The 13,359-nt window shown below is 71.7% G+C and carries 10 protein-coding genes; 3 read left to right on the top strand and 7 right to left on the bottom strand.

Features of this window, described 5'->3' with window-relative positions; all coding sequences use genetic code 11:
• The first annotated feature begins 51 nt into the window (after positions 1–51).
• Positions 52–2,892 carry an ATP-binding protein gene (locus MBA17_RS05940; protein WP_238495256.1) on the top strand — a complete coding sequence of 947 codons (2,841 nt, stop codon included), beginning with the start codon at positions 52–54 and terminating at the stop codon, positions 2,890–2,892.
• A 159-nt stretch (positions 2,893–3,051) separates the two neighbouring features.
• Here the strand turns inward: MBA17_RS05940 and MBA17_RS05935 are convergent, their stop codons facing one another.
• Positions 3,052–6,447, bottom strand: a complete 3,396-nt coding sequence (locus MBA17_RS05935; RefSeq protein WP_238495255.1) for a M28 family peptidase — start codon at positions 6,445–6,447, stop codon at positions 3,052–3,054.
• Positions 6,448–6,885: 438 nt separating this feature from the next.
• On the opposite strand from MBA17_RS05935, the gene MBA17_RS05930 reads away from it, so the two are divergent.
• Positions 6,886–7,284, top strand: coding sequence for a nuclear transport factor 2 family protein (locus tag MBA17_RS05930; protein WP_238495254.1), 399 nt, complete (start codon positions 6,886–6,888; stop codon positions 7,282–7,284).
• Positions 7,285–7,305: 21 nt separating this feature from the next.
• On the opposite strand, the gene MBA17_RS05925 is transcribed toward MBA17_RS05930, so the two are convergent.
• Both MBA17_RS05925 and MBA17_RS05920 read right to left on the bottom strand, forming a co-directional pair.
• On the bottom strand, positions 7,306–7,938 hold the full coding sequence (locus MBA17_RS05925) for a TetR/AcrR family transcriptional regulator (protein ID WP_238495253.1): 633 nt from the start codon (positions 7,936–7,938) through the stop codon (positions 7,306–7,308).
• Between the two features lie 95 nt (positions 7,939–8,033).
• Complete coding sequence (locus MBA17_RS05920) at positions 8,034–9,017, bottom strand: hypothetical protein (protein ID WP_238495252.1); 984 nt, start codon at positions 9,015–9,017, stop codon at positions 8,034–8,036.
• A gap of 67 nt (positions 9,018–9,084) precedes the next feature.
• Here MBA17_RS05920 and MBA17_RS05915 point away from each other — a divergent pair, with 67 nt between their 5' ends.
• Positions 9,085–9,543, top strand: coding sequence for a MarR family winged helix-turn-helix transcriptional regulator (locus MBA17_RS05915; RefSeq protein WP_238495251.1), 459 nt, complete (start codon positions 9,085–9,087; stop codon positions 9,541–9,543).
• A gap of 60 nt (positions 9,544–9,603) precedes the next feature.
• On the opposite strand, the gene MBA17_RS05910 is transcribed toward MBA17_RS05915, so the two are convergent.
• The 4 genes from MBA17_RS05910 to MBA17_RS05895 are packed head-to-tail and all read right to left on the bottom strand — an operon-like array spanning position 9,604 to position 13,179.
• A complete protein-coding gene (locus MBA17_RS05910; protein WP_238495250.1) occupies positions 9,604–11,034 on the bottom strand; it encodes an aldehyde dehydrogenase family protein in 1,431 nt (476 codons plus the stop codon).
• Positions 11,035–11,066: 32 nt separating this feature from the next.
• On the bottom strand, positions 11,067–12,176 hold the full coding sequence (locus tag MBA17_RS05905; protein WP_238495249.1) for a mandelate racemase/muconate lactonizing enzyme family protein: 1,110 nt from the start codon (positions 12,174–12,176) through the stop codon (positions 11,067–11,069).
• Entirely contained in the window at positions 12,173–12,397 is a 225-nt protein-coding gene (locus tag MBA17_RS05900) for a hypothetical protein (protein ID WP_238495248.1), read from the bottom strand. The genes MBA17_RS05905 and MBA17_RS05900 overlap by 4 nt, the downstream gene beginning before the upstream one ends.
• A complete protein-coding gene (locus tag MBA17_RS05895; RefSeq protein WP_238495247.1) occupies positions 12,394–13,179 on the bottom strand; it encodes a DeoR/GlpR family DNA-binding transcription regulator in 786 nt (261 codons plus the stop codon). The genes MBA17_RS05900 and MBA17_RS05895 overlap by 4 nt, the downstream gene beginning before the upstream one ends.
• Positions 13,180–13,359 lie beyond the last annotated feature (180 nt).

Here is a 13,359-nt window from a genome sequence, read left to right as displayed (position 1 = left end):
CGTGGATAACTGGCCGTGGGGGTCCCGCAACTCGCATCCACGGAGCCGCCGATGAGCAGCGTGACCTCGCCGATACTGGTCGGGCGTGCCTCTGAGCTGCACGTTCTGATCGACGCGCTGACCCATCCGCCATCGGTCGCGCTGGTCGAGGGAGAGGCGGGCATCGGCAAGACGCGGCTCGTCCGTGCCGCGCTCGGCCGTCTCGCCTCCGGCGGACGGACCATCCTGCTCGGCTACTGTCACCAGATCCGGGAGCCCTTTCCCTACGGGCCCGTGTTCGAGGCGCTGCGGGAGATCGAGGACCGGCTGCCCGCGACCGGCGCGCTCAACCCGGTCACCGGCGCGCTGCGCGGATACCTTCCCGAGCTGGCCGGAGCGCTGCCGCCGGCCCCGCCGCCGCTGGACAACCCGCAGGCCGAACGGCACCGGGTGTTCCGCGCGATCCGCGCCCTGCTGGCCGCCGTCGGGCCGGCCGTACTCGTGATCGAGGACCTGCACTGGGCCGACGACGGCACCCGTGACCTGCTGCGATTCCTGACCGATCAGCCGCCCCAGGGGCTGGCGGTGGTGGCGACCTATCGCCGGGAGGACCCGGCCTCCGCCGGGCTGCCGCTCGGGCACGCCTACCGGCACCCGCCGGGCACGACCAGCGTGGTGATCCCGCTGACGCCGCTGGACGCACTGTCGGTGTGCAGCCTGGCCGGCGCGCTGCTGAACCGGTCCGACCTGCCCGCGACGTTCGTGACCCGGCTGCACGAGCGTACGGCGGGCATCCCGTTCGTCGTCGAGGAGGTGGTCAGATCCCTCTCCGACGTGGGCGGACCCGACGAGGAGGGGCTCGACGCGCTGGACCGCGCCGGGGTGCCGGTGCTGCTGCGCGAGGCGATGGCCGAGCAGATGACCGGACTGCCCGCGACGGCGGTGAGCGTCGTGCAGGCGGCGGCGGTGCTGCGGCTCCCCGCCGGAGAACAACTGGTCACCGCCGTCGCCGGAGACGCCACCGGGCTGGGCGACGCGCTGCGCGCCGGTGTCCTGCACGAACACCCCGGCGGCCGGTACGGCTTCCGCCACGCCCTCGCCCAGCAGGCCGTCTACGACGCGATCCCGGGCCCCGACCGGCGGCTGGCGCACGAACGGGCGATGACGGCGTTCGCGGCGATGGACCCGCCGCCGCTGGTCCAGCTCGCCTTCCACGCCCGGCAGGCCGGCGACATGGCGGCCTGGTTACGGCACGCCAGGGCCGCCGCCGACCGGGCCGCCGCGCTCGGCGACACGGCCCTGGCGGTGGAGGTGATCGAGGGGATGCTCGCCGATCCCGACCTGCCCGCGGCGGACCGCGGCCCGCTCGCCCTGGTGCTGAGCCGTCTCGCCGCCACCGGGCTGTCGCACCAGCGGGTCGTGCGGCTGCTGCGCCACCTGCTGCGCGATGACTTCCTCTCCCGCGACGTACGCGGCGAGGCGCGGCTCAATCTCGGGCTGATGTTGTGCAACCAGGCGGGGGACAGCGCCGCCGGGCGTCCTGAGCTGATGGCCGCCGTCACCGAACTGGAGAGCCGGCCGATGCTCGCCGCGCGGGCCTGGGCCTGCCTGGCGATGCCCGGGTGGGGGGCGGAGCCGCTGGCGACGCACCGGGAGTGGATGGCCAGGGCCGAGGCGCTCATCGTGACCGCCGACAACCCGGAGCTGGCGGCCGCGGTCCTCGGCAACCGGGCCTCGCTGGAGATGACGACCGGCTCGCCCGACGCGTTCGCCGTCGCGGCCACCCTGCCGGTCGCCGACCCCTCCACGGCGGTACGGCGGGAGGCCGCCCGGGCCTACTGCAACCTGTACGACTCGACGACCATGCTGGGTCACCACGCCGAGGCCGAGCGGTTCGGCAAGGAGGGGCGCAGGCTGGCGGTGGAGACCGGCGCGCTCTACCCGGCCTACCTCGCCGAGGCGTCGATGATCCGCAGCGACTGGCTGACCGGGCGCTGGGAGGGGCTGCCCGAGCGGGGGGCCGCCGTGGCGGAGATGGCCACCGAGACGCCGCTGACCTCGGTGGACGTCTGGCTGGTGCTGGGGCTGCTCGCGCTGGCGACCGGCGAGTGGGAGGAGGCGGACAAGCACCTCCACGACGCCGGGCTGAACGCCCCCGACGACGGATACCTGCCGGTCGTGGTGGCCGCCGAGGGCGGGCACATCGAGTTGTGCCTGGTCCGCGGCGAGGTGGACCGCGCGGCGGCGGAGGCCGAGCGGGCGGTGGCCCGGCTGCGCAGTAAGGGCGTGTGGGTGTGGGGCGCCTACCTGGTGCCGGCCGCGGTCACCGCGTTCGCCAGGGCCGGGCGGACGGACGAGGCGGAGGCGCTGGTGGCCGAGTTCGCGGCCGAGATCGAGGGGCGGCTCGCGCCCGCCGCGAACGCCGCCCTGCACGACTCGCGCGGGGCGCTGGCCGCCGCCGGACAGCGGCACGCGGACGCCGCCGGGCACTTCGCCCGCGCCCGTGCCGCCTACGCCGCGCTGCCCCAGCCCTACGCGGCGGCCAGGGCGGGCGAGAACGAGGCGCGGGCCCGGCTCGCCCTCGGTGATCGTGTCGCGGCCTCGGCCTTCGGCGATCTGGCGGAGCGGTTCGCCGCGCTCGGCGCCACCCACGACGCCGCCCGCTGCCGGCGCGCGTTGCGGGACATCGGGATGGAGGTCCAGCTGCCACGGGGCCGCAGGGGCAACGCCGGAGGGCTGTCGCAACGGGAGAAGGAGGTCGCCAGGCTCGTCGCGCTGGGCCGTACGAACCGGGAGATCGCGGACGTGCTGTTCCTGTCGACGCGCACGGTCGAGACCCACGTCGCCACCGTGCTTCGCAAGCTCGGCGTACGCTCCCGCACCGAGATCAGGCCGCCCAGCCGGACCCCGTGACCACCGGACCTCGCCGGATCGGCGGGCGTGCGACGTTCAGCCGGACCTGGGCCTTGGGAAAGTCTGTGCAGACCCGGACTGTGTCAGCGCGGGCCCGTACGCCTGAACCCCCCGGGTTCGGCGGACGGCCGATCCCGGGGGGCGTGACGGAGGCGCCGGTCAGACGGTGATGCTCCACCAGTCGAGGGTGCCGGTGTCCAGGAGGTAGTTGTCGGTGACCTCGAGCGACCACTGGCCTGCCGCCTGCTGCGTCACGGCGGCCGTGTAGGTCCGCGTGCCGTAGGAGGTGCAGGTCGAGCCGCCGCTGCTGTCGAGCAGGTACCAGGTGCCGTTGGGGCCGCGGAGCCAGATCTCCAGGTCCTCGGCGCAGGTGTGGTTGATCGTGACGGACAGTCTGACGGGTGAGGTGGCGGTGCCGGTCGCGGTGGAGGTGACCGGGCTCAGGATGGTGGCGAAGTCGTTGATGGCGTAGTTGGTGTCGTTGCGGAACGTGCGGCCGGGGTTGGTGCCCTGGACGGTCAGCGAGTAGCCGACCGTGTGGGAGACGGTCTCGCCGGTGCCGGTCACCGTCACCTGGTACGTGCCCGCGGGGGTGGCGGACGTGGTGGCGATGGTCAACGTCGAGGAGCCGCCCGAGGTGACGGAGGCGGGGTTGAATCCGGCGGTGGCGCCGGCGGGCAGGCCGGACGCCGACAGGGTGACCGTCTGCGCGGTACCCGCCGTGGTCGCGGTGCTGATCGTCGAGGTGGCCGCCTGGCCCGCCTGCACGGTGCCGGCTGCCGGGTTCGCCGAGATGGAGAAGTCACGGCTGGTGGGGGTGCCCGTCGCGAGCTTCCAGATCGCGTACGCCGCGGCGTCGGCCGCCCTGTTCAGCACGGTGTCGTTGATGTTGGTGAGGGTGTCGCACGACTGGTGGTAGCACGTGTCGTACGCTCTGCCGGACGTGCCGCCCCACTTGGCGGCCTGGGCGGCCGTCTTGGTGGCGCTCGCGCCGGCCGCCACGCCGGAGGTGGCGATGCCCGCGTTGCGGAACGAGGCGTCGTCGGACCGGTTGGCGCCCTCGGTGTTCTCCTCCGGCTGGAGGTTCAAGGCGGTGTAGAACGCCCGCAGCTCGGTGGCGGCGGCGGTGTTGATGTTGTTGATGAAGTAGCCGCCGTTGGTCGAGCCGACCATGTCGTAGTTGTGGTACGCCTGGATCCTGCCCCGCTCGGTGGCGCTGAGCGAGTTGACGTAGAACTCGGAGCCGTTGAGTCCCTGCTCCTCATCCGTCCACCAGCCGAACCGCACGTGCTTGGCCATCGTGGGGTTCTTCGCCGCCAGGGTCAGCGCGACCTCCAGCAGCGCGGCGGAGCCCGAGGCGTTGTCGTTGATGCCGGGCCCGGCGGAGACGCTGTCGAGGTGCGCGCCGGCCATGATGACCTGGTTGGCGTTGCCGCCCGGCCAGTCGGCGATCAGGTTCGGACCGGACCCCGAGGTGCAGCCCGAGGTGCAGGGCTGCCGTACCACGGTGTAGCCGGCGGCGATGAGCTTCTGCTCGGTGTAGGTGACCGACGCGGTGTAGCCGGCGGTGGTGGACCTGCGGTTGCCGCCGTTGGAGGTGGCGATGGACTGGTACTGCTGCAGGTGTGCCTTGACGTTGTCGAGGCTGATGTCCGGCGGGTCGGTCGGATTGGGTCCGTCGCCGACCCGCAGGGTGAAGGTCGCGGTGTGCGGGCCGGAGGCGGCCGTGCCGGTGACCGTGACGGTGTAGGTCCCGGTCGGCGTCGACGCGCCGGCGTTGATCGTCATGGTGGAGGAGTTGCCGGAGGTCACCGAGGCGGGGGCGAAGCTCGCGGTGGCCCCGGACGGCAGGCCGGAGGCGGTCAGGGTGACCGTCTGCGCGCTACCCGAGGTGGTCTGCGTGCCGACGGTGGAGGTGACCGACTGACCCGGGGCGACCGTGCCCGTGGCGGGGTTGAGCGACAGGGAGAAGTCGTTGCCGGTCGCCTGGCAGGTCGGTTCGCCGGTCTGGGCCGGTACGCTCACCGCGCTCCAGGCCGCCTTGGTGGTGGCGCACTCGACGCTGCCCGCGCCGTACAGTTCCACGGCCGCGGCGACCGACGCCGACCTCGCGGTGTTGTACCGCCAGGTCGAGGTCTTGCGCATCAGCGCGCCCATGAAGATCTTGCCGGCCTTCTGGATGCCGATGCCGGTGACGGAGGACGGGCCACCGCTGCAGATAGGGCTGTTCGGCTTGCCGCCGCCGGGGGCGGAACCCTCGGCGAGCAGGTAGAACCAGTGGTTGAAGGGACCGGCCGCGGCGTGCACCTCGGTGCTCGGGATCGAGGTGGACCAGCAGTTGGGGTCGCCCACCCGGGACGGCTCGTACATGTAGCGGATCGGGCCGTCGCCGACCAGGTTGACCTCCTCGCCGACCTCGTAGTCGGGCGGGTCGCCCGGGTTGTTGGCGTACGCCTCGGTGAGCGCTCCGAAGACGTCGCCGGCGGCCTCGTTGATGCCGCCGTTCTCGTTGCCGGAGCCCGCGCCGCCGGGTGTGGTCTGGAAGATGGCGTGGCCGTACTCGTGTGCGACGACGTCGATGGGCGTGGCCTGGCGCTGGCCGTCCTGGGAGCGGCCGAAGTTGGTGTAGCTGCCGTTCCAGTAGGCGTTGACGTCGGCCAGGCCGACTCTGGCCGGGAAGCCGCCGCCGGTGCCGTTGAAGCCGCTGCGGCCGAGCCAGTCGCGCAGCATGTCCCATTCGCGCTGGGCCGCGTACAGCGCGTCGACGCAGGCGGTCTCCAGGTTGGTTCCCGCGCCGGTGCCCCAGGCGTTGTCGGTGCCGGTGTAGGCGGAGCCGTTCTGGCCGCCGCAGCGGACGCCGGTGCGGGTCGGGTCGGTCATGGAGTACGAGGTGCCGGAGCCGCTCGTGTCGATGGTGACCTGGCCGTTGTAGTAGCCGTTGCCGGTTCCCGCGCGTACCTCGTCGTAGGAGTCGGCGATCTCGCCGGTCTGCGCGTCGACGAAGACGTGCTGCCTGCTCGGTTTGCCGTCCGCGACGCCGGTGACGAGGGTCTCCCAGGCGAGGCGCGGCTTCTCGCCCCAGGTCAGGACGACCAGGCGCGGGCTGGCGCTGTCGTCGGCCCTGGTCAACCGGGTCTTCGACTTCTCGCGGGCCTTCTCGGCGCTCACCTCGGGGGTGAGGGGCACGCTCGCGGTGGGGCCGGTCGCGGCGGCGGTGTCGCGGATGTGCCCGGCGGAGTCGGCGACCACGACCGCGTCGCCGCCCACCACGGGCAGTCCCTTGTAGGTGCGCTCGTAGGCCACGTAGTAGACACCGCCGGCGCCCGCCGTGACGGCGGTGCGCCGGTAGATCTCGTCCGGGCTCTTGCGTAGCTCGTCGAAACCGCTCGCGACCGCCTGGTCCGCGGCGGCGACCGCGAGGTCGGAGGGGTCCGCGGCGGAGCGGACGTAGTCGGCGGCCCCCGGGGGAGGCTTCGCGGCGGCGGGCGGGGCGGTCACCACTGCGGTCACCATGGCTAAGCCGACGGCCGACGCGAGTACAGCTCTGCGTCTCACGTGCTTTCCTTTCGTAGCTCTCCCGCGTCGCGTCTCGCCGTATAGGCGGTCGGCGGTGGCCGCGCAGCCGAGGATCGCCCGGCGGCGGGCACTGCGGGATCAGGGGGTGAGGAGCTATGCGTAACGCGAGGTGCTGGTACCAACTGGGCGTGACGTTATGGCCAGGGCCAGGGCTTGACCATCCGTATTGACATCCGTAGACGTACGGAAAAAAGGCGATTTGTCGGTGTACTTACGGGAGTTCGGTGCAGGGCCGGTAGGGCGACGGCGGGGTGCCTTGCCGATCTCCGCCTGCCCTTGATCCCGTCCGCGCAGGTGGGAAGGAGTCAGCCGGGGCTTGGCGGAAGTGGGTTCGGTCGCCATGGGCAGGCGCGGTGATTTGTTTTGTATCGCTCAGTCCAATACGTTGGCACCCTCGCACCACCGAAGGAGGCTGCCATGAACGAGACCCGGGATGCCGTCGAGGAGTTCTTCCGGCGGGCAGGAGCCGGCGCCTTCGACCAGATCGGCGAGTTGTTCGCCGAGGAGGTCGACTGGGACATCTACGGGGCCGAGGAGGTGCCGTGGACGGGCCGCCGGACCGACCGGGCCGGGGCCGCCGAGTTCTTCCGCACCCTGCCGCAGTATCTGCAGGCCGAGGAACTGACGGTCGACCGGATCGTGGTGGACGGTGAGCATGCCATCGCCCTCGGCCGTATGCGGCAGCGCGTCAAGGCGACCGGCGGGCTCTTCGTCTCGCCGTTCGCCTTCCATTTCACCGTCGAGAACGGACTGATCACCCGTTACATCCCGTACGAGGACAGCCTTGCTCTGGCCCGCGCGTATGGCGCGGCCTGAAGCCGCTGTCTGGGGGCGGGATCAGGTCGCGCAGAGCTGGGCGTGGAGGGTCAGGCCCGCCCATTCCTCCCACTGCCGGCGGGTCCAGCCGCGCTGGTTGACCAGGACCAGGTAGAGCTCGGGGCTGAGGAGGGCGAACAGCAGGTCGGTGGCGTGTTCGGCCGAGACGCCGGGGCGCGCGCCGGGTTTGGTGACGAGCACCTGCGCGGCGGCGGTCTGGACGACGAGCCGGGGGTCGGGGGAGTCGTCCCACAGATCGGCGATCTCGGGATCGATCGCGGTCGCGGTGTCGAGGACCCTGATGATCGGCGCGACCCGGTGCATGACCTCGCCCGTCCCGTGGACGTGCAGGCGGAGCTGGTCCGCGGCGGTGGGGGCGGCGAGCATGTCGCGGAACCACGGCCTGTCCATGGTGGCCACCGGCTGGTCGTCGCCGGCGATCGTCACGTCCACCACTTCCTTCAGCAGGGTGCGCTTGTTGCCGAAGGTGAAGTAGATCGTCTGCACGGCGACCGCGGCTTCGGAGGCGATGTCCTGCAGCGCGGTCGCGCCGTACCCCCGTTCGACGAACAGCTTCCCGGCCGCCTCCAGCATGCGCCGTCGCGTCTGGCGTGCCTTCTCGGCGCGCTTGCCGGTGCTCTTGGACTGGATCATGGACGAAGCATAGCTCTAGAGTCACTCTCTAGCGAATTGTGGGACGTGCCCTCCAGGCCTGGTGAGAACCTGTTCGAAGGCGTACGGGCTCGAACTCAGGTGCGCCGGGCCGCCCGCACGGCTCTCAGCACCAGCCACAGCAGTACGGCCAGCACGGCGACCAGTACGTACTCGATCGCGGGAATGCGCACGATCTCGTCGAGGCCGGTCAGGCCGTCGCGCATGCCGTACACCACGAGCGCGGCGATGACGTAGCAGGCGGCGAGCACCCATCTGATCGCCCTGGACAGGCCGAGGCCGTGCATCTGGGTGATCACGAAAACGCCGAGGAACCCGAACAGGAACATCGGCCACGCGCCTCCGGGGCCGGAGCTCATCACCGCGACGAGGGTGCCGTGCACGGCCACCATGAGCTCCAGCGTCATCGTCCACCAGCGGTTGGTGTGGGCGCGCGTCAGGAACAGGCTGCCCTGGAGCAGGAGCAGGAACATGTAGAAGAAACCGATCAGGTGCCCGGACGTGTTCTCCATCGGGTGGTACCAGAAGGTGTAGACGGCCGCCCAGCTGAACAGGTAGCCGTGATACTTGCGGGCGAATCCCACCACCTCCGCCGAGATGGGTGCGGGACGGCCGGCGAAGAGCCCTCTGCGCCGGTTCTCCATCAGCAGGACCACCACCAGCAGGATCACCACCGACCCCTGCGAGCTGAAGATCGACACGTCCTGCGCGATGCCGTCGTAGAACACGTGGGTCTGCACGGTGTGCAGCAGGATGAAGCCGAAGTTCACCGCCAGCGCGACGACGTTCACCGGGTGCAGGCCCGAGGTGTAGCGGCGGACCCGGGTCTGCGCGTAGTAGATCAGCCCCCAGACTGACAGCTGGTGGGCCGCGTACCCCGCCCAGGCCGACAGCCGGGTCCAGGCCGTCGGCTCGGGCAGCTTCCAGTAGTACCAGGAGGCGCCCTGGTCGGGGAGCAACCGGATGCCGTGCAGTCGCTGGCCGAGCCACCACACCAGAGCGGTCAGCAGTGCGCTGGCCAGCACGCCCCAAAGCAACGTGCGACGCGAATCGTTCAGCATGCTGAGCATTATTCAGTTAATCAGCCTGCTGAACAAATCGGTGCCCCGGCTCTGGGAGACTGGGCGCGTGGCTGAAGGTGACGAGCACCAGATTGCTATGAATCCGGACAAGGTGCGCGCCGACATCCGTTCCTGGCCCACCGGCCGTCTCCTGTCGATGGCCGCCCGGGTGGTCGAAGGACGGTTCGACGACTTCCTGGCGGCACGCGACCTCACGCACGCCGGCCTGATCGCCCTGCACCACGTCGCCGACGGGCCGCTCGCCCAACGGCAGGTCGCGACGCTGTGCCGGGTGACCGACCAGACGATGAGCAGGACGATCGAGCGGCTGGGGCGGGCCGGCTACGTGGAGCGGCGGACCGACGAGCACGACCGCAGACGCGTCCTGGTGCGGATCACCCCTACCGGCCGGGAGGCGCTGGCCGCGGTCCGGCACGAGGAGCGCAACTCGGAGAACCTGCTCGGCGCGGTCGAGGAGTACGAGCACTTCCGTGACCAGCTGATCAAACTCATCACCGTCACGTGAGAACCGGCCGGCCGGGTGGGCCGCGGCCTCAGGTTCTGCGTCCCGTACGAAACGAGGGTGTCAGGCGGGCTCGCTGAGCGTCTGCTCGCCGGTGAAGGCCAGCAGGCCCGAGACGCCGCCCTCACGTCCGAGGCCGCTGGCGCCGAACCCGCCGAACGGGACCCTCGGGTTGTTGGGCGCGCCGTTGTTGATCCCGACGATGCCGATCCGCAGGGCCGAGGCGAGCCGCTGCGCGCGGTCGGGCGAGTCGCACACGTAGCCGCCCAGGCCGTAGCCCCAGCCGTTGATCTCTCCGATCAGGGCGTCCTCGTCGGTGAAGGAGCGGACGGCCGCGACCGGGCCGAAGATCTCCTCCGACCAGAGCGCGACGTCGTCGGGGCACTCCACCACCGCGGGGCTGACGAAGAAACCCTTCCCCGCGTGCTGCGGGCCGGTCAGGACGCGAGCGCCCCGCGCGTCCGCGTCGGCCACCAGGCCCGTCAGACGCCGCTGCTGGTCGGCGGTGATCAGCGGGCCGAGGTCGGTGCGCTCGTCCGCCGGGTTGCCGAGGCGCAGCCCCATGACCCGATCGGCGAGCCGCTCGACGAACGGGTGATAGTGGTCCTGGTGCACGAACACGTTGTTCGCCGCGATGCAGGACGCGCCGTTGTTCCGGAACTTGGCGATCATCAGGGCGTCGAGCGCGCCGTCCAGGTCGGCCTCCGCTCCGACGACGAACGGCCCGCGCCCGCCGAGTTCCAGTACGGCCGGCACGAACCTGGCCGCGCACTGCTGGGCCACGATGCCGCCCACCCGGGTGGAACCGGTGAAGCTGACGGCGGCCACCCTCGGGTCACCGGTGAGCGCGGCGGTGAGCCCGACGGGGTCGCCCGTCACGCTGGTGAGCGCGCCGTCGGGAAGGTGCCGGTGGCAGATCTCGACCAGCCGCAGCGCGGACACGGGGGTCAGCTCGCTGGGCTTGAGGACCACCGTGCAACCGGCGGCCAGCGCAGCCGCGATCTTGCGAGCCGGAATCGACAACGGGAAGTTCCACGGCGTGATGGCGGCGACCACGCCCAGCGGGGTCCGGCGGACGCGGAACCGGCGGCCGGGCGTGCTGAGCGGCTGCTCGGCGAGCGCCTCGGGCGCGGCCTCCGCGAACCAGGCGAAGAAGTCGGCGGAGAAGGCGATCTCGGCGCGTGACTCGGCGAGGCGCTTGCCGGTCTCACGCGTCATCAGCAGCGCCAGGTTGTCCGGGCCGGTGTCCTCACCCGCGGCCTTCAGGTCGGCGGCGATCGCGCGCAGCGCCGCCGAGCGGGCGGCGAGGGGCGTCGCGGCCCAGTCCGGCAGCGCGGCGGCGGCAGCGGTCACGGCTCGCTCGGCAGCCTCGGCCCGCACTCCCGCGACCTCTGCGACGACGCTCTCGTCGGCCGGGTCGATCACGGTCAGCGGGATCGTTCCCGACTCGGGTGCGGGGAGCAGGGCTCCAGGTAGGGCGGCTGCGGTCAGCATGTCCAGTCTCCGTCTTTCGTGATGCGGGCGGCCTAGGTGTACCGGTCCAGCGTTCTGCGGTCGTAGGTGAGTCCGAGCCCCGGGCCGGTGGGGACCGGGATGAAGCCGTCGGAGCCGACGCCCAGCCCGGTGGCGACGTCGGTGCGGAGCGGGTTCTCCCGCAGGTCCAGCTCGATCCAGCCGGGCCGGGGCGCGGCGGCGACGAGGTGCACGGAGGCGGCCAGCGTGGCGGCGCCGCCGTAGCAGTGCGGGCTCAGCTTGGCCGTGCCGGGCATCCGGCCGATCTCGTCGCTCAGGCTGATCCCGGCGGTCTTGGAGGGGTCGGGCTGGACGTGGGCGAGCGCGGGGAGGGTCATGAGTTCGGCGTAGGCCGGCGCGCCGTAGACGTTCTCGCCTCCCGCGATGGCCGCGCCGGTGGCGGCGGCGAGCGCCGCGAGGTCGTCGGGCCGGTCACCGGCCAGCGGCTCCTCGAACCAGGCGACACCGTGCTCGGCCAGTACGGTGCACATGTGCCGCGCGGTCGCCGGATCCCACGCCTGGTTGGCGTCGGCGAACACCGGAAGGCCGGGCCCGGCCACCGCGCGTACGCCACGGATGGTGGTGAGGTCGGTCTCCTCGCCGAAGCCGACCTTGATCTTGATGGCGGTGAGGCCCAGCTCCAGGGCGCGTTCGGTGAGCTCCGCCACGCCGGTCGGCCCGACGCCGCTGCCGTACGCGGGGACCCGTGTGGCGGTGGCCGTCCCGTTGCCGAGCAGGTCGGCGACCGGGCGGCCGTGCACGTGTCCGAGCAGGTCCCAGATCGCCATGTCGATGCCGCTGAGCGCCTGCCACAGCGGGCCGGGGGCGCCCCACTGCCTGGCCACGCCGTGCAGGCGGGCGGCCAGGCCGGACATCAGGGCGGCGGGGTCGGCGGCGTCGGCGCCGATCAGCAGTGGGCGCAGCCCGTCGAGGGTCGCCAGCCGTTCGCGCCAGGCCCAGCCGGGGTAGTTGACCCAGGTCTCGCCGGTGCCGGTGACCCCGCCCGCGCCCACGGTGACCAGCACCGAGCGTCGCTCGGTCAGGGCGGAGAACGACATCGGGACCTGCTCGCGCAGCGGCGCGCTCAGCACCCGGACCGACAGGGAGTCGATCGGAAGCTTCATCGAGAGCTCCCTCGTGGGCGGGACTCGGCCTGGGGCGAGCCGGAGAGCACGCCGTCGATCGGCGGGTTCATGGCGGGTGTGCTCTCTCGTGGCTGGACGTCGGTGTGCACCGAGCCGGAGAGCACGCCGTCGATCGGCGGGTTCATGGCGCGTGTGTTCCCTCGTGGCCGGACGTCGGTGTCAACCGGGTTGGAGAGCACGCCATTGATCGGCGGGTTCACTGGGTGCTCTCCTCGGCGATGACCAGGCGCACGCCGTGGTGTTCCATGGCCCGCCGTACCGAGGGCGGGGGCTCGGCGTCGGTGATGATCGTGTGCAGCCGTTCCATGGACGCGAGCAGCACGGGGGCCGAACTGCGGAACTTGTCGGCGTCGGCGAGGAGCACCACGTAGTCGGCGATGTCCATCAGCGCCTGCTTGGTGGGTCGTTCGAGGTCGTAGACGCCGTAGCAGCCCCGGTCGTCGATGGCGGCGGCGCCGAGGAAGCACCAGCGGACCCGCAGCCGGGCGGCCGCCTCCACGGTGGCCGGTCCGACGAAGGCCCTGCTCAGCGGGTAGAGGTCGCCGCCCAGGCCGACGCAGCGGGTGGTCGGTGAGTCGAGGAGGGCCTGCATGACCGGGATCGAGTGGGTCACCACGCTGCCGCCGAAGGTGTCGGGCAACGCGGTGACGAGGGCGTGTGTCGTGGTGCCCGCGTCCACCGCGATCGTGTCACCGGGCTTGATCAGCCGTGCGGCCGCCGCGCCGATGCGGTGCTTGGGGCCGGTGTTGGCGTGTTCACGGGCGCTGAACTCCTGACCGGGAGGCAGGCTGACGCCCCCGTGGACGACGCGCACCTCGCCCAGTTCGTCGAGCCGGCGCACGTCGCGGCGGACCGTCATGTCGGAGACGCCGAGCGCCTGGGCCAGGTCCGCGATCGAGGAGAAGCCCCTCGCGCGAACCTGGTCGAGGATGGCCTGCCGACGTGCGGGAGCCGCTTCGTATCGCAGGGCGTTTGAGGTCACCCGGCCTCCTTCGTCATCGAATGGTGGAAAACTACCATCCTCGCGAGGTGCGCCGTCTGCCCGGCCGCCGTCTTCGGGGTTCGACGGCGCTTGTGAGCTGCGGCGTAACCTGGAGGAAATAACAGGACGGACCGTTGACCCAGCGGACAGCGCTTGTTAATGTTCCCGCAATCAATGTTA

Origin of the sequence: Dolomitihabitans soli, from assembly GCF_022213955.1 — a bacterium.
Lineage (GTDB): Bacteria > Actinomycetota > Actinomycetes > Streptosporangiales > Streptosporangiaceae > Streptosporangium_A > Streptosporangium_A soli.
This window is presented reverse-complemented; position numbering and strand designations above follow the sequence as displayed.

Bases quoted from the DNA above. Each gene is read 5' to 3' on its own strand.
- MBA17_RS05925 (WP_238495253.1), bottom strand. From the start codon at position 7,938: ATGATCCAGTCCAAGAGCACCGGCAAGCGCGCCGAGAAGGCACGCCAG.
- MBA17_RS05910 (WP_238495250.1), bottom strand. From the start codon at position 11,034: ATGCTGACCGCAGCCGCCCTACCTGGAGCCCTGCTCCCCGCACCCGAG.
- MBA17_RS05905 (WP_238495249.1), bottom strand. From the start codon at position 12,176: ATGAAGCTTCCGATCGACTCCCTGTCGGTCCGGGTGCTGAGCGCGCCG.
- MBA17_RS05940 (WP_238495256.1), top strand. From the start codon at position 52: ATGAGCAGCGTGACCTCGCCGATACTGGTCGGGCGTGCCTCTGAGCTG.
- MBA17_RS05920 (WP_238495252.1), bottom strand. From the start codon at position 9,017: ATGCTGAACGATTCGCGTCGCACGTTGCTTTGGGGCGTGCTGGCCAGC.
- MBA17_RS05930 (WP_238495254.1), top strand. From the start codon at position 6,886: ATGAACGAGACCCGGGATGCCGTCGAGGAGTTCTTCCGGCGGGCAGGA.